Here is a 16,290-nt window from a genome sequence, read left to right as displayed (position 1 = left end):
TCGGGACCTCGGCACATGGTGATCATTTTCATGGGTACGCTGGGGCGAGTGCGCGTCCGACTTATCGCCCATGTACCGTTCGCCGGCGTTCTCGCGGCGGCGATCTGGATCCGGGTCATCGTGGTCCTGGGGTATCCGGCGCCATCGTGGTCCGGCGACTCGCCGAGCTACCTGAAGGACGCGATGAACCTGCGTCCCGGCGAGACGCGTCCGAGTGGATACCCGTTTCTGCTCCGGCTGATCGAACCGTTCCACAGCTTTACCGTCGTGGTGGCCGTGCAGCACGCCATCGGCGTTCTCACGGGTGTCCTGGTGTACGTCCTGGTGCTGCGCGCGGGACGGGCGGCCTGGCCGCCGGACAGGCCCGGACGGTGGGCGTGGCGCGTCTGGCTGCCCGCCCTGCTCGCCGCGGCGCTGACCGTTCCGGTGCTGATGCCCGTCCATCAGATCGCCCTTGAGCACATGCTCCTGTCGGACTCGCTGTTCACGTTCCTGCTGCTCGCGGCGGTGGCGGCGGTGCTGTGGCGGCGCCGGTCGACCTGGTGGCTCGGCGCGCTGGCCGGGATGTTCGCGGCGTTCGCCGCGCTGACCAGGTCGGCGGGCCTGCCGCTGATCGCGGTGATCCTCGTCGCGATGCTGCTGCGCCGGGCGGGCTGGCGGGCCTGCGCCTCGGCGGCCGTGATGTTCGCGCTGCCGATCGTCGGCTACATGTTCTGGTTCCAGGCGGAGTACGGCCAGTTCCAGATGAGCAAGTCGGGCGGGATCTGGCTCTACGGGCGCACCGCCTCGTTCGCCGACTGCCAGATCATCAAGCCCCGCCCCGAACTCCGCATCATGTGCCCGAGGCGCAGCAATCCGAATATCTCCCCTGCCTTCGCCGTCATGTGGACGAAGGACTCCCCGTTCCGCGATATCCCCGGATGGGTCACCGGTGAGGAGGGCAACCGGCTTGCCAGTGAGTTCGCGTGGGCGGCCATCAAGAAGCAGCCCGGCGACTATGCGAGGGTGGTCGTCCACGACACGTTCATGGCGTTCGAATGGGACCGCAAGCCGTACCCCACGCCGTGGACCTATCTGGAGTACGAGTTCCACAAGGGTGAGTCGTGGAGTGACAAGCAGGCGCTCGTCGCCGCGGGTTACGGCCCGAACGGCGAGCCCAGGGTCGTCCAGCCGTGGGCCGGGAAGGTGCTCGCCTACCAGCACCGGGTGTGGATGCCGGGCACGTTCGTCGGCGTCCTGCTGCTCGCCGGGCTCGCCGGGGCGTTCCTGCACGTCCGGTGCGGGGGCAGGTGGCGACCGCTGCGTCCCTTCACGCACTGGGGGACGGGCGCGCTCCTGCCCTGGGGGACGAGCCTGGCGCTGCTGGTCATCCCGGCGGCGACCGCCGACTTCGACTACCGCTATGTCCTGCCCGCCGTCCCGTTCGCGTGCGTGGCGCTCGCCCTGGCCCTCCTCCCCCCGGCCCGGCCCGCCTCCGGCCAGGACGAACCGGCGCTTCGGCAGACCCGCGCCAAGATCGACGTGGGCACCTAGCGGCGTCCTGAGGCGCGGCGGGGGGCGGCGCGCAGTTCGGTGAGCATCTTCTCCCACCGCTCCGCCACGACGGAGATGTCGAAGCGCTCCGCCGACGCCAGCGCGTGCCCGGCCATCCGCAGCCGCAGCTCCTCGTCGCCGATCAGCCGGATCAGCGCCTCGGCGAACGCGTCGGGGTCCTCCGGCGGGACGAGCAGCCCGTCATGGCCGGCGGTGATGATCTCGCGGGGACCGCGCGGGCAGTCGAAGCCGACCACGGGCAGCCCGCACGCGAACGCCTCGATGATCGTCATGCCGAACGGCTCGGCCCGCGACGACATCGCGAGGACGGACGCCTTGGCGAACTCGCCCTCCATGTCGTCGGTGGGCTCCATCATCAGGACGTTGTTGTACAGCCCGAGCCGGGTGGCCTTGCGGCGCAGCTCCTCGCGCCGGGGGCCGTCCCCGTAGATCCGCAGTTTCCACTCCGGATACTTCTCCACGACCTTCGCGAACGCACTGATCAGCAGGTCGTAGCCCTTGATCCACACGATCCGGCCGGCCGCGACGACGACCCTGTTCTCCTGCCGCGAGCGCGGATACAGCCGGTGGGGCAGCCCGTTGCCGATCGTGTGGACCGGGCACGAGCCGGCCGGGAGCGCGGCCTCGTAGTCCGCGCCGTCGGCGGCCGTGAGGGTGGTGAGCGCGTCGAGCCGCGGGTACCACTCCTTGAACTCGTCGATGATCTCCGGCTCGTTGATGCCGAGCTGCAGATGCTCCTGCCCGACGACCACGACCCTGCGGGGGGCGAACCGCGCCGCCAGCAGGTTGAGCCCGGCCCGGGTCGTGACCAGCACGTCGGTGCGCGGACGCCGCAGGAAACGGCCGATCCTGTCGTCCGTCCAGGCGCTGAACTTGTTGTAGCTGCGCTCTTGCGGCGGGATCAGCGCGGACGGTTCGGGCATCAGCCGCTCGGCGCGCCCGGCGTTCGGCCACGCGATCTTGGCCTCCGGCCGCAGGTCGACCAGCGAGCGCAGCCGGACACGGTCCGACAGCGGCAGGAGCGGCCGGTCCCGGTCCCGCAGCACGCTGACGATCTCGACGTCGTGCCGCCGGGACAGCTCCTCGGCGAGCGTGAACGTGCAGCGGACGGTGCCGTCGATGGAGAAGGCCTCCAGCAGCAGGAAAGTGATCTTCATGGGGCCTCCGCCCCGACGAGGCGGCACGAGATCGCCAGCTGGTCCCTGTCGGTGTAGTAGGGCCGGACGGCCATCTCCCGCCCGCCCGACTCGGCGACCTGCCGGGGATAGGAGAGCATGCCGCGTTTGCCGGGCGCGTCGTCCAGCCGGGTCACGAGCCGGGCGTGAACGTCGCCCACGTCCAGCCAGAGGTCCCACAGCGCGGGCTCCGCCGCCGCGAGGTCGCGGACGGCGAGGGAGGCTTGGAACGCGGTCCCGCCGAGCCGGACGTCCCGGACCAGCCGGGCCTCGCTCTCGCGCGCCGCCGCGACCAGCCGCGCGCTCTCCCCGGGCCGCGGGCCCGTGTAGGCGAGCCGCCCGATGATCCTGATCTCGCCGTCGCGCGGATGGACCGCCTCCACCTCGGCGTGCGGGGTGACCTTGCGGACCCTGAGCTTGACGCGCCCCTCCGGCGTCCGCACCACGCCGACGGCCCTCTCGCGAGGCCGGTCGGCGTAGGCGCGCAGCCCGTCCAGGGAGAAGCCGGGGTCATCGGTCAGCAGCGGACGGTCCAGCCCGCCCGCCTCGATCACCAATGTCCAGGTGCCGGACGCCAGATCACCGACGTCCAGTTCCACCGAGTGCCGACCGCCCGTGATGGGTTCCGTCCGCGTCTCGCCGGACGCGCGGTGCCGCAGGACGAGCCGGTGCCCGTCCGGCACGGGGGCGGGCCAGCGGACGAGCAGGCGGTCGTCGGCGCCCACCCGGCAATGGTTCGCTACAGCGTCCACGGTGCCCGGCCTCCCGTGCTCAGTCCGCCGGCCCGAAGACGCGGTCGACGGTCCGGGCGGCGGCGTGGCCGTCGTCCAGCGGGCAGAAGCGGTCGACGAAGGCGTCGTAGCGCTCCTTGTGGCCGGCGACGGCGGCGTCGACGTCGCGGATCGCGTCGATCAGGTCGTCGGAGGTCTCCACGAGCGGCCCCGGCGCCTCGGCCTCGAAGTCGAAGTAGAAGCCGCGGAGCCGGTCCCGGTAGTCGGCCATGTCGTAGGTGAAGAACAGCATGGGGCGGCGGGTGTTGGCGTAGTCGAACATCACCGACGAGTAGTCGCTGATCATCATGTCGGAGATCAGGTACAGCTCGGTGATGTCGGGGTACAGCGACACGTCGCGGACGAACCCGTCCGGGTCCTCGGGGACGCCGTCCACCACATTGCTGTGCAGCCGGACGAGCAGGACGTGGTCATCACCGAGGACGGCGCGCGCGCGGTCCAGGTCGAGGCGCATGTCGTGCTTGTACCGGCCGCGGCTGTAGTACTGGTCGTCGCGCCACGTCGGCGCGTACAGCACGACCCGCTTGCCCTCCGGGATGCCGAGCCGCGCCCGGACGGACCGCGCGACCGCGTCCGTGTCCGGACTGTACAGCAGGTCGTTGCGCGGGTAGCCGACCTCCAGCATCTCACCCTTGAAGGCGAACGCGCGCCGGAAGATCTCCGTGCTGAACGGGTTCGGCGACAGCAGGTGGCTCCACTCGGGGACGGCGGGGCCGGCCTGCTTGTCCTTGCTCTGCAGCGCCGACTTCATCCCCGGCGCGTACGCGAAGTGGACCTCCTTGACGTCCCTGCCGATCTTCTTCAGCGGGGTGCCGTGCCAGGTCTGCAGGACGATCTGGTCCGGGTGCCGCTGGAACCAGTCGCCGAGCCGGTGGTTGGTGACGATGTAGCGGGACGTCGTCACCGCCTCCTGCCACTCCTTGCCGTTCAGCCGGACGGCCTGCAGCGTGTCCGGCAGCTCCACCTGCGCGTCGTTGACGACCCACAGCTGCTCCAGGTCCGAGCCGCGCCGCAGCAGCTCCTGGTGGATCGCCTTCGGGCTGTCGGAGAACTGCCGCCCGTTGAAGCAGGAGAACAGCACCGCGTCGCGCAGCCCCTCGCGGGCCACGCCGCGCCGCGCCTCCTCCCGGTACTTCACGCCCGCGCTCTTCTCCTCGCTGGACACGTCCCCGGTGACGGCGACGACGAGCCGGCCGTCCTTGGTCTCCAGCGCGTAGCCGCGCCGCGCCACCTCCAGCGGGCCCGGCAGCGCGCGCTGCGCGGCGTCCGTCAGCCGGACGGTCAGCGCCTGCTCGCCCGGCGGGCGGAACAGCACGTCCCAGCGGCCGGGGCGCAGCGGCAGGACGCCCGCGACGCTCGGCACGGCCGCGACCGGGACCTCGGCGCGCAGCCTGCCCGAACCGTCCGGGAGGAGGTCGAACGCGTACTCCTTGCGGCGCCCGCGGCCGCGCACCACGATCTGCCCGGACGCGTGCGCCGGGTGCGTCGCCGTCAGCGACAGGGTCCCGTCGGGACGCAGCACGCAGTCGTCCACCGACAGGCGCACCGTCGTCCGCCGCACCCGCACGTACCCGCTCGCGTCGCGGCCCGTGCTCACCTCCAGCGCGCCGAACGTGCGCCGTGCCTCCTCGACTCCCTCCGCGAGGACGAGCGGCCGGCCGTCCGCGGACAGCGTCCAGTCACGGGTGTCGTCGATCGAGTCGGGCTCGATGTCCACGTCGAGCGCGGCCGGGTCGATGCGGGCCGTCCAGCCGCCGGCCCGGGCCGCCACCGGGACGGGCACCCGCGAGTCGCCCAGCGTCAGCAGCAGCTCCGCGGGCGGGACACCGGCCGACTCGACCTCGATGAGCAGCGCGCCGTCCTCCCAGCGCAGCTCCGTCGCCCGCTCCCTGACACGTTCCACCTGCACGACCAGAAGCCCGTCCACGACCTTCGGGACGATGCGCACATCGTCGGCCACGTACCGGTAGGGCGGGTGCGCGCCCGTCCCCGAGCCGCCGCCGCGCACCGGGCCCTGCCGGAACACGCCCGCGTTCAGCACCGAGGCGTGCACCTCCCAGGTGCCCTCGGTCCAGTCGCCGTGCTCCTTCAGCTTCCCGGCGTCGAGCGAGAACTCGAAGCCGGTCCAGCCGCCGGACGACTTGCCCGGCTTCGGGGTCTGCCGCGCCTTCATGACGATCTTGCGGCGGCCGTTGCGCAGCGTCACCGTCTTGATCGACGTCCAGCGGCGGCGCGAGCTGACCGAGTTGATGTACGCCTCGCCGGTGACGACGAGCCGGTCGCCCTCCCAGCGCACCGCGTGCACCCGGCCCCGCATCTTGACCTCGTCGCGCGCCCGGTACACGTCACGGGGGACGTCGAGCTTGGCGTCCTTCCAGTACGGGTAGACGACGTAACGGCGCAGCGGGTCCCGGACGATCGACGGCGAGGACTTGCCGCGCTCGTACCGGACGACCTTCACCAGCTCCATCGTGTGACCGGCCTGGGCGAGGTGCCACTTCAGCCGGGTCAGCGCGGGCGCCTCGGCGAACACCTTCGGCGAGACGCCCTTGGCGTACGCCGCCGCCTGCGCCACGACCTGCTCGCGCTCGTCGCCGGACAGGTCGGGCATGACGTCCAGGAACATCTTCAGCTCGGTCGAGACGAGCGCGAGCTGAAGCCGGCGCAGGTCCTTGGCATCGCCGCGCTCGGCGACCCACGTCGTCGCGAGGGTCGCCGCGCCGAAGCCGTCCGCGATCTCCTGCGGCTCGGTGGTCGGCTCATGGCGCTTCGACTGGCGGTGCAGGACGACGTCCGGCACCACGTCGACGGACTTCGCCAGATGCAGCGCCCGCACCATGACCGGCAGGTCGTCGTGGCGGGTCAGGTCGGGGAACTCCAGCCCGGCGCTCTCCCAGAACGAGCGGCGCAGCAGCGTCCCGGTGATCCTGCGGTCGCTCAGCAGGTCCGGGCTGCGGCGCAGGTCGGTGCCCGTCGCGGGGGCCGCGGTGTCGCTCCACGCCTTCCACTGCGACACCTGGCCGGTCCACTTGCGGAACGCGTCCGGGCCCTTCGCCAGCTCCGACCCGGACTTCTCCAGCGCGGTGAGGAGCGTCTCGATCGCCTCCGGGGGCATCGGGTCGCCGTCGTCGGCGAACAGCAGGAACTCGCCTTCGCTCTCGGCCACCCCGAGGTTGCGGGCCGCACCGCGGCTCAGCGCGCCCTGCCGGACGATCCGGAACCGGTCGTCGGGCAGCGGTGCCTGCGCGGCCGCGCCGGTGCCGTCGTCCATGACCAGGACCTCCAGGTCCCGGAACGTCTGGGCCGCGAGTGACTCCAGGGCGTCGCCGAGGCCCTCCCCGGCGCCATGCGCGAGCACGATGACACTGATCCTGCGGGGGGCCATGCCCACTCCTTCGAGCACTGGCGAACCGGAAACGGCGGTCCGGTCGCGGGATGGTAGGGGGTAGGGGAGAAGGTGATGTGCGTCCGGTACGCCGCCGCTACGGCGTGCCGGACGCCCCGGAGCCGGACGCCACCGGCGCGAGCGTCTCACCGAGGAACACGCGGCGCACGGCCCGCTCGGCCGCGTGCCCGTCGTCCCACGGGCAGAACCGCGCCCGGAACGCCGCGAGGTTCTTCTCCGCGGCGCTCCCCCAGGGGGCCCGGGACACGAACGCTTCGATGAGGTCGGGCTCGGTATAGGTGACCACGCCGGGCGGGAACTCCGTGAGGTCGAAGTTCACCCCCCGGGTGAGCTTGTAGGTCTCCCAGTCGTTGGCGTAGATCACGATCGGCCTGCCGAGGTTGGCGTAGTCGAACATGATCGAGGAGTAGTCGGTGAGCAGCGCGTCCGAGGCGATCATGAGGTCTTCGACGGACGGGTGCTTGGACACGTCGAGGACCCGGCCCTCCGGCCAGCCCAGGTCCGCCGCCATGTTCTTGATCTTGTAGTAGTAGTGCGCCCGCAGCAGCAGGACGTGGTTCTCGCCGAGCTGGTCGACGAACCGCCCGATGTCGAACATCGGGTTGTAGTGGCGCTGGTAGTCACGGTGCGTCGGCGCGTACAGGATCGCCGTCTTGCCCTCGGGGATGCCGAGTTCGTCGCGCAGCCGCGCCTGCTCCTGCGCGGTGGCGCGCACCAGCCGGTCGTTGCGCGGGTAGCCGATCTCCAGCATCTCGTAGTGGCACGGGAAGCCCCGCTCCCACGCCTCACTGGACAGCGGGTTGGCCGAGACGAGGAAGTCCCAGCGGTCCGACCGCTCGATCAGGGCCTTGAAGTCCATGTCGTTCGCGCCGACCGGGTACTCCATCTGGTCGAGGCCCATCTTCTTCAGCGGCGTGCCGTGCTGGGTCTCCAGGTGGATCTGCCCCGGCCGCTTGACCAGGTAGTCGGGGAAGTTGACGTTGTTGACGAAGTACTTCGCGGCGGCGATCGTCCGGTAGTAGTCGGCCGACCCGGCCACCACGTAGTCCACGCCCTCGGGCATCGTCTTGCGCGCGCCCGGCTTCACGATCCACACGCAGCGGATGTGCGGGGCCAGCTCGCGGACCTTCTCGTAGATCGCGGCCGGGTTGCAGGCGTACCCCCGGTACCAGTAGGCGGCGAAGACGGCGAGGTCCTCCTCGATCGGCATCCGCCGCCGCAGCCGGTAGTAGCGCTCCTTGGCGAGCTCCTTGGAGCGGACGACGCTGCGCTTCTGCAGCTTGCGGACCTTGCGCCCGCTCTTCTTCGCCTTGGCGGTGAGCGTCGGGGAGTTGATGCGCTCCCAGGCCTTGAAGTCGTTCCGCTCGATCGCGCGGTGCTTTTCGGCGAGGTTCGGCTCGTCGTCCGGCGGGACGTGCCCCGCCGGCTTGTACCGGTTGTAGGTCTTGGACATCTCGGCGAAGAAGCGCGGCTTCTCCGACGGGTACACGCGGTCGGCGCGCTCGAGGATGACCAGCAGATGCCAGATCGTCCGGTTGAACATCAGCGGCCGGAACGGATCCATCTTCGGGCCCAGCCGGTCCATGAACGCGAAGATGCGGTCGTACTGGTCGAAGGCGTCGAAGTGCTTGGCGCTCGCCGTCTTGGTGATCGCGCCGCGGCGGCGCTGCCGGTAGATGTAGCAGACCCGGTCGAGGAAGCTGACCCGCTCGGCCGCCATGAGGACCGGGTAGGTGATGCTGACGTCCTCGTAGTAGCCGCTGTTGAAGCGCAACCCGTGCTCGATCATGAACTCGCGGCGGATCGCCCGGTTCCAGATCGAGGTGAACATCTCCAGCAGGCTCGGCCGGTCCGCGAGCGTGAAGACCTCCGGCGCGGGCGGCTCCCGGAACAGGTGGTTGATGATGCTGCGCTTGACCCGCCCGTTCCAGTAGGAGCGCGCGTAGTCGAACATCAGCACGTCCGGGCGCGTCTCGGCGAGCCGGTCGAGGATCGCCCGGACGGCGCCCTCGGTCGCGTGGTCGTCGCTGTCGAAGAACCACACGTAGTCGCCGGTCGCCATGTCGAAGCCGACATTGCGCGCCTCCCCCAGACCGACGTTCTCGGTGAGGTGCCGCACCCGGACGCGGTGGTCGCGCTCGGCGTACTCATCGAGGATCTCCCCGCAGCCGTCCGGTGAGGCGTCGTCGATCGCGATGACCTCAAGGTTCGGCAGGTCCGGATCGAGGATCGAGTCCAGACATTGGCGGAGGTACCCCTGCACTTTGTGCACGGGCACGATGATGCTCAAGGAGATGTCGTCATCAATGCTCACGCGTGGGCCAATCAGCTATTCGGTGAATCTGGACTATACCCGCAGATCTTAGGTAGATCTTATGTCCCGCCATGTGAGGGCTTGAGCAGCCAGCGCCCCTTGGGCTCGACGGCCCAGTGGGTGAGGCGCTGCACCGGGACGGTGGCGAGCAGGAGGCCGAGCGCGAGGGCGCCGGCCGTGACTGAGACCAGGCCGAGCGGAGTCTGGAAGAAGTGACCGTTGAAGAAGCCGCCATAGTCCAGCGTCTTCACCACGAGGCCGTGCATCAGATAGACGTACATGGTCCGCGTTCCGAGCTTGGTGTACCAGGCCCGGCCACGCGGGACGGCGGCGAGGAACGCCATGCCGAGGACGACGGCGATGCCGAGCGCGGCAAGCCGGTACGCCATGCCCTCGACGGCGTTGAAGCCCATGTGCTCGTAGCCGCGGTTCCACAGCAGGACACCGCGCTCCACCTTCGGGACGACGCTGCCGAGCTGCCACACGTAGGCGATCGGCAGCGCCGCCACCAGCACGGCCGTGCCGGCCCAGCGGGTCCATCCCGGGCCGCGCAGCGCCTCGACGCGGTCGCGCCGGATCGTCAGGCCGAGGACGAAGAACGGCAGCAGCCCCGCGGCCCGGCACAGCGTCGAGTCGGAGTTGAAGCTCCAGCTGCCGGCGATCAGGCTCAGCGCCATCGCGACGGCGACCGGGTGCCGCAGGTGCGTCCACAGCGGGGCGCTCAGCCGCCACAGCACGAGGGCGACCAGGAACCACATCAGGAACTGCGGGCGAAATAGCTCGTGCAGCCGGAAGTCATTGCCGTTGATGAACACCAGCTGCAAGCGGTAGAGCACGTTGAAAATCACATACGGCACGACCAGTGTCGGGAAAATACCCCGGAATTTTTCTGGCGACCGCATGAATCCGCGGGAGAAGTAGCCGGAGACGAAAACGAATACCGGCATGTGGAAGCCGTAGACGAAGGTGTAGACCGCGTTCGCCGCATGGCTGTCGTTCCGGAACACCTCCCAGAAGTGCCCGAGCACGACCAGCATGATCAGGAAGAACTTGACGTTGTCGAAGTACGCGTCGCGGCCGCGGGGCGCCCGCGCCCCGCCCGCCGGTGTCGTGCCGTCGGGGACGGTGACGCCGGGGTGGGCGGCGGACGGCGGGGTGGCGCCCGGCGCCGAGGCGGACTCGGGGGTGCGCGGGGGCGGGATGAGGTCGGTCATGGTGGAGAACGCCGTTCTAGCCCGGTCGGCCCGGCCGCCGGAGGGGGGTGAAGGCCCAGGTCATCTTTGGTTCCAGCGCCCAGCTCATCGACCGGACGACGGGCTTGGAGCACAGTGCCGTCCCGACGACCAGGGCACCGCAGATCACGATGATGACGCCGGGCGGGGTGTGCATCCAGTCCGCGCCCCACCAGCCGGTGAAGTTCAGCAGCCGGGTGACGAACCCGTGCAGCAGGTAGGCGTAGAGGGTGTAGGCGCCGAGCTGGGTGAACCAGTACTGCCGCCGGGGGACCAGGCTGAGGAACGCCGCCACGAACACGGTCGCGCAGACGAACATCGTGAGCCGCATCACGGTGCCGTAGAAGTTGCCGACGCCGAGCTCGAAGTGCGCGTGCTTCCAGTAGATCCAGTTCCGCGACATGTGGTCCATGACGAGGTAGGTCCCGCCGAGGCCGGCGGCGAGCACCACCGCCCCGATCGGCCGCGCGATCGGCTTCTTCAGCAGCTCGAAGTGCTCCGGCCGCAGCGTGAGCCCGAGGACGTAGAACGGCAGCAGCCCGAAGACGCGGTGGATGTCGAACGTCCCGCCGAGGTCGCTCATGTACGACAGCAGCGCGAACAGCACCGCCACCGCGAGCGGCCAGCGGATCTGCTGCCAGACCGGGGTGGACAGCCGCCACATGAACAGCGCGATCAGGAACCACGTCAGGTAGTACGGGTTCAGCAGGCTGATCTCCAGCTCGTTGCGGCCGGCGAGCCAGTCGTACAGCGAGTAGGCGACCTCGAACACCACGTACGGGACGCCGACGTTGATGATGAGCTTGCGCGCCTTGCCGCCGGAGAACGTCCAGTTCCGCGAGAAGTAGCCGGTGATCACGATGAACAGCGGCATGTGGAACGTGTAGATGAAGATGTACAGGCCCTTGGCCATCGGGACGTTCAGCAGGTTGGCCAGGGAGTGGCCCGCCACCACCAGCAGGATCGCGAAGTACTTGGCGTTGTCGAAGAACGGGTCGCGCTGCCTGCGCGGGCGCGCCGCCTGCGCGGCCGCCGCGGCGCCGATGGCGGCCGGCGTGCCCGGCGCCGCCGGGGCGGGGGGTGGCGCCGGGTCCGTGCCGGCCGGCGGTGCGGGGGGCGGGGCCGTGTCGGCTCCGGAGGGGCTGGAGGTGTAGGTCATGGGGCCGCCCGGTCAGCTCTCCTTGCAGATGTCGTCGCTGGCGCGGATCTCACCCTGCTGCTTGGGGATGCCGCCGCCGGCGCTCTTCAGGTTCGTCCAGTCACGTCCGACGACCAGGTCGACGACGCCCGGCGTGCCGCCCGTGGTGCGCACGGCCGGCTGCGGCTTGCTCGGGATCAGCGCGGTCAGCGTCTGGGCCTGCTGGTCGGCTCCGGTGCCGTACAGCACCTTGGTGGTCGCGGTGGGGGCGGGAGCGTTCCCGCCGACCGTGACCTGAAAGCCCTGCGACTCCAGGTCGTCGGCGACGCGCCCGGCCTGCCCGTCGATGCCGCTGCCGTTGTAGACCCGCACCCGCACCTGGCTGGGCGGGATCTTCGACGTGCCCGGCTTGGGCTCCTTGGGCACGGTCTTGTCGTTGCGGACGGCGTTGAAGAACGGCTGCGCGGCGGCGCTCAGCGCCACCCGGTTCGGGTCGAGGGGGTCGGGCCCGGACGGGACGGTCACGAACCGCAGCTTGCCGGAGGTCATGCCCTGCATCTCCTGGGCGATGTCCATCATGACCTGCGGCGTCAGTTCCTTGTCGGTGGTGAGCGACTTGGTGACCGCGTTCATCAGCGAGAGGAGGCGCTTGGGGTTGCTGAGCGTGCCCGCGCTCATCGACTTGTTGGCGAGGGCGCCCATGAACTTCTGCTGGCGTTTGATGCGGTCGGTGTCGGAGCCGTCACCGAGGCCGTGCCGGACGCGCACGTACGACAGCGCCGTCTCGCCCTTGATCACGTGCTTGCCCCTGCTCAGCCGGAGCCCGGACTTGGGGTCGTTGACGTCCTTCGGCAGGCACACCGGGACGCCGCCGACCGCGTTCGTGATGGTCTTGAACCCGTTGAAGTCGACCTGCATGAAGTGGTCGATGCGGATGTTGGACAGGCTCTCGATCGTCTTGATGACGCAGGCCGCGCCGCCGTTGGTGAACGACGAGTTGATCTGGGCGCGGGTCTGCGCCGGGATCACGGTGCCCTTGCGGCTCTTGCAGGACGGCATCCGGACCATCAGGTCGCGGGGGAAGCTGATGCCGATCGCCTGCCCGCCGCCGGGCGACAGATGCAGCAGGATCATCGTGTCCGACCGCGGCGGCTCGTTCTTCAGCGAGCGGCCGTACTTGGCGTTGGCGCCCGCGCGGGTGTCGGAGCCGAGCACCAGGATGTTCATCGCGTTGTTCAGCTTCTTCGGCCGGTTGGGGCCGAGCTGGGCGTTGACGTCCTCGTGCGAGATGTTCCCGAACGCCTGGCGGTACAGGCCGTAGGCGGTGAGGGAGCCGACCACCATGACCGCCGACAGCCCGATGCACACCCATCCGAGGATGCGCCAGCCGCGTCGCGGCGCCGGCTGCGGATCGGCGTCGTCGACGTACTCCATGTACATCGGGTTGCTGTTCATCGCTCCGTGGTCCGGGTCTCAGCGGTTCTTGGGAGTGTGGGGGTCAGCCCCACACGGGGATCGCCCGCTTTCAGGGGTCGGGTTACGGGACAAGGGCAAGGAGAGCGTAGGTCAGGCGAGCCGGTACGGGGAGCCGGATGCGTGATTCGGTCCGGGTGGACCGGCCACCACCGTCACATGCTCCACGGTCAGACGTCGATCTAGGGCGGCTTTATCAAAGTTTCGTTGGATTATGACGGAAGCACCCGAGGCTAGTGGTGCGAGCAAGCCCATCAGTACCCCGTCGAGTGTGGTGAACGGCACGTCAACCAGGAGGCGGTCGCGCGCGTCCAGCTCGTGTTTTTCGACGGCCCTGCGGGCGGTGTCCACCAGGTCCGCCCCGCTCAATGTGTCCTTTGTCACACTCAGCGCAGGAGCATCGGGCGTCACTTCCGGCCCTGGAGTGAACCTGTCGCCGTAGGTGCGGACCTCGTCGGCGTAGTCGGTCACTCCGGGCGGGCAGTCGGCCAGCGGACCGCCCAGCGCGTGCAGCGACAGCCCGACGATCTCCTCCGCCGCCTCATCGGCGACCACATCGTCCAGCACCTCTTGCGCCGCCGCCAGGATGTACGGTCCGGACGACCCGATCGGTTCGGCGCCGTCCCGTCCGCTGACCGCCTCCGGGTCGACCGGCTCGGCGACGAGCCCCGCCGACCAGCACGCCAGCAGCCACACCGCGGTCTGCCAGTGCGGCGGCAGGACGAGCACGACGCGGCTGCCCGGTTCGGCGCCCAGCCCGTCCACCAGGAAGTTCGCCGTCTTGGCGACCCAGTTGTCGAACGTCCGCGCGGACAGTTCGACGCGTTCGCCGGTCGCGTCGTCGTAGAAGGTGACGAACGGGTTGGACGGGTCGCCGGCCACCCGCCGCCGCAGCAGCTCCGCGGGCGTGGCCGCGCCGTCGACGTGTGCGCTCATGGCCAGAGCGTATGCCCGCGTGATCGCCGGGGGTCCAGCACCCGGCCGGTGCCGCTACGCTCCGCACGAGTGGATGACCACCCCCTGAACGAACCGCAGGCCACGGGGCACTGCGCCGACGAGCACGGGACGGGACGATGAACGCGGGTCGGCTGCTCGTCCGGGTCACGGTGGCCCCGGCGCTGCTCGTCGTGGCGTGGCTGGCGGTCGCGCTGCCGCTGCTGATGGCGGGCGTGTTCCGGCCGGTCCCGGCGATCGCGCTGTTCGTGCCGGCCGCGGCCGTGACGCTGTGGCTCGGCCTGCGGTCACGTCCGCGTGACCTGCCGCCCGGACCGCGCGGCGGCCTCAATGCTTCCGGCGGAGTGGACGCGGTGCCGTGGTGGACGACCGGGAGCGTGCTCGCGATCACGGCCGCGTTCCTGGTGCTCCAGGTGGTCATGTGCGCAGAGCAGATCGTCGTCCGGCGCGACCCGGCGTCCTATGTCCAGTTCGCGGTCTGGCTGACCGAGCACGGGTCGCTGCCGATCCCGCAGGCGCGGGAGGCGTTCGGCGGCGCGGACGGCGTACTGCGGTTCGCGAGCCCCGCCTTCTACCAGGACGGCGGCGCGATCGTCCCGCAGTTCATGGCGGGGATGCCGCTGGTCCTCGCGCTCGGCGGCTGGCTCGGCGGCACCCACGGCATCCTGCTGATGGCGCCGCTGCTCGGCGCGTGCGGCGTGCTCGCGTTCGCCGGGCTCGTCGCGCGGCTCGCCGGCCCGCGCTGGGCGCCCGCCGGGGCGCTGCTGCTGGCGCTGACACTGCCGATGCTCTACGTCTCGCGCAGCACGTTCAGCGAACTGCCCGCGATCATCCTGCTGCTGGGCGGGCTTTCGCTGATGTACGACGTCCGCCGGGAGGAGGGGCGGCGCGCCGGCCTGAAGGCGTTCCTGGCGGGCGCCGCGCTCGGCCTCATCGTGCTCGTCCGCATCGACGGGCTGCGGGACATCCTGCCGGTGCTCGCGTTCGCCGGCCTTCTCATCGGGCTCCGGCGGGGCACCGGGTACTGGCTCGCCGGCGGGCTGCTGCTCGGCGCCGGCGCCGGGCTGGCCGAGGGCCTCACGCTGTCCCGGCCGTACCTGGCCTACCTCGGATCGTCGCTCAGGCCGCTGGCGGCCATCAGCGCGGCGGTGTTCGCCGCGACGGCCGCCATGGTCGTGCTGCTGCGCTGGGACCGGACGGGGGCGTGGCTGCGCCGGACGGGCCCGGCGGTCGCGCGGGGCCGGCTGCCCGGCGCCGCCGCCGTCCTCACCGTGCTGGTGATGGCGGGCTTCGCGGTCCGGCCGCTGGTGCAGACCGTCCGCCGGGTGCCGGCCACGAAGGACGACGAGCTGAACGTCCGGTTCATCGAGCTGGTCCAGGGGGTCCACCGGCTCCCGCTGGACGGAACCCGGCAGTACTCCGAGCTGTCCCTGTACTGGGTCATCTGGTACATCGGCCTTCCCGCGCTGCTGTTCGCGACGCTGGGCGCGGCGGTGCTGGCGCGGCGGCTGCTGCGCGGGCGGTCGCCGGAATGGCTGCTGCCCTACGCGGTGATCGTCTGGACGACCGCGCAGGTGCTGATCCGGCCGGGGATCACGCCCGACCATCCGTGGGCGTCCCGGCGGCTGATCGGGCTCGTGATCCCCGGCCTCCTGCTGTTCACGATGTTCGCGTCGGCCTGGGCGGCGCGGCGGGTCCGCCGCCTCGGGTACGGGCCGGGGCTGGTGCGCGGGGGCGCGGTCGCCGGTGTCGCGCTGATGCTGGTGCCGATCGTGCTGACGTCCAGCGGCCTCCTGATGACCCGCACGGAGCAGCACGAGGTGGGCGCCGTCGAGGAGATGTGCGACGAACTGCCGGCGCGCGGCTCGGTCGTGGTGATCGAGCAGTCCACCGCCGACCGGTTCCTCCAGGTCGTGCGCGGGATGTGCGGGCTGCCCGCGGCGCGTACGGCCGGGGGCACCACGTCCGCCGACGTGAAGCGGGTCGTCGCCGGCGTGTTCGCGGCCGGGCGCCGTCCGGTGCTCATGGCGGCGAAACCGGAGCAGGTCGCGCCGTACGGGACGCCGCACCGGGTCCTCTCGGTGCGGACGCGGCAGGACGGCCGCACTCTCACCGGGCCGCCGGGCGCGACGTGGGGACTGTTCATGGAAGTGTGGATCGCCGAGCCCGCCGCGTCTTGACGGCCCGTCCGGGGGCTCTGGGGGCCGTCTCCCGGAAGGGATACGTCTGCCTAGGTGAGCCAGGGCGAGTATC

Annotated in this window: 10 protein-coding genes; 2 read left to right on the top strand and 8 right to left on the bottom strand. The window is 70.7% G+C overall.

Features of this window, described 5'->3' with window-relative positions; all coding sequences use genetic code 11:
* The first annotated feature begins 48 nt into the window (after nucleotides 1-48).
* Nucleotides 49-1,533 (top strand): hypothetical protein, encoded by a 1,485-nt coding sequence (locus ACQP1N_RS29020; RefSeq protein ID WP_433227670.1) that lies wholly within the window; start codon nucleotides 49-51, stop codon nucleotides 1,531-1,533.
* Here the strand turns inward: ACQP1N_RS29020 and ACQP1N_RS29015 are convergent.
* The 8 genes from ACQP1N_RS29015 to ACQP1N_RS28980 form a co-directional block, all read right to left on the bottom strand.
* A complete protein-coding gene (locus tag ACQP1N_RS29015; protein WP_433227669.1) occupies nucleotides 1,530-2,711 on the bottom strand; it encodes a glycosyltransferase family 4 protein in 1,182 nt (393 codons plus the stop codon). The genes ACQP1N_RS29020 and ACQP1N_RS29015 overlap by 4 nt on opposite strands.
* A complete protein-coding gene (locus ACQP1N_RS29010; protein ID WP_067801055.1) occupies nucleotides 2,708-3,454 on the bottom strand; it encodes a hypothetical protein in 747 nt (248 codons plus the stop codon). The genes ACQP1N_RS29015 and ACQP1N_RS29010 overlap by 4 nt, the downstream gene beginning before the upstream one ends.
* Nucleotides 3,455-3,500: 46 nt before the next feature.
* Entirely contained in the window at nucleotides 3,501-6,905 is a 3,405-nt protein-coding gene (locus ACQP1N_RS29005) for a bifunctional glycosyltransferase/CDP-glycerol:glycerophosphate glycerophosphotransferase (protein WP_433227668.1), read from the bottom strand.
* A gap of 97 nt (nucleotides 6,906-7,002) precedes the next feature.
* Entirely contained in the window at nucleotides 7,003-9,198 is a 2,196-nt protein-coding gene (locus ACQP1N_RS29000; RefSeq protein WP_433227667.1) for a bifunctional glycosyltransferase/CDP-glycerol:glycerophosphate glycerophosphotransferase, read from the bottom strand.
* Nucleotides 9,199-9,299: 101 nt separating this feature from the next.
* Complete coding sequence (locus ACQP1N_RS28995; protein WP_433227666.1) at nucleotides 9,300-10,454, bottom strand: acyltransferase family protein; 1,155 nt, start codon at nucleotides 10,452-10,454, stop codon at nucleotides 9,300-9,302.
* A 16-nt stretch (nucleotides 10,455-10,470) separates the two neighbouring features.
* Nucleotides 10,471-11,631: an acyltransferase family protein gene (locus ACQP1N_RS28990; RefSeq protein WP_433227665.1), complete on the bottom strand. Its 1,161-nt coding sequence runs from the start codon at nucleotides 11,629-11,631 to the stop codon at nucleotides 10,471-10,473.
* 12 nt (nucleotides 11,632-11,643) lie between these two features.
* Nucleotides 11,644-13,065 carry an LCP family protein gene (locus tag ACQP1N_RS28985; protein ID WP_433227664.1) on the bottom strand — a complete coding sequence of 474 codons (1,422 nt, stop codon included), beginning with the start codon at nucleotides 13,063-13,065 and terminating at the stop codon, nucleotides 11,644-11,646.
* 111 nt (nucleotides 13,066-13,176) lie between these two features.
* Nucleotides 13,177-14,019 (bottom strand): TIGR03089 family protein, encoded by an 843-nt coding sequence (locus ACQP1N_RS28980; protein ID WP_433227663.1) that lies wholly within the window; start codon nucleotides 14,017-14,019, stop codon nucleotides 13,177-13,179.
* Between the two features lie 137 nt (nucleotides 14,020-14,156).
* On the opposite strand from ACQP1N_RS28980, the gene ACQP1N_RS28975 reads away from it, so the two are divergent.
* Complete coding sequence (locus ACQP1N_RS28975) at nucleotides 14,157-16,217, top strand: hypothetical protein (protein WP_433227662.1); 2,061 nt, start codon at nucleotides 14,157-14,159, stop codon at nucleotides 16,215-16,217.
* The last annotated feature ends 73 nt before the right edge of the window (nucleotides 16,218-16,290 follow it).

Origin of the sequence: Actinomadura formosensis, from assembly GCF_050948385.1 — a bacterium.
Taxonomy (GTDB): Bacteria; Actinomycetota; Actinomycetes; order Streptosporangiales; family Streptosporangiaceae; genus Spirillospora; species Spirillospora formosensis.
This window is presented reverse-complemented; position numbering and strand designations above follow the sequence as displayed.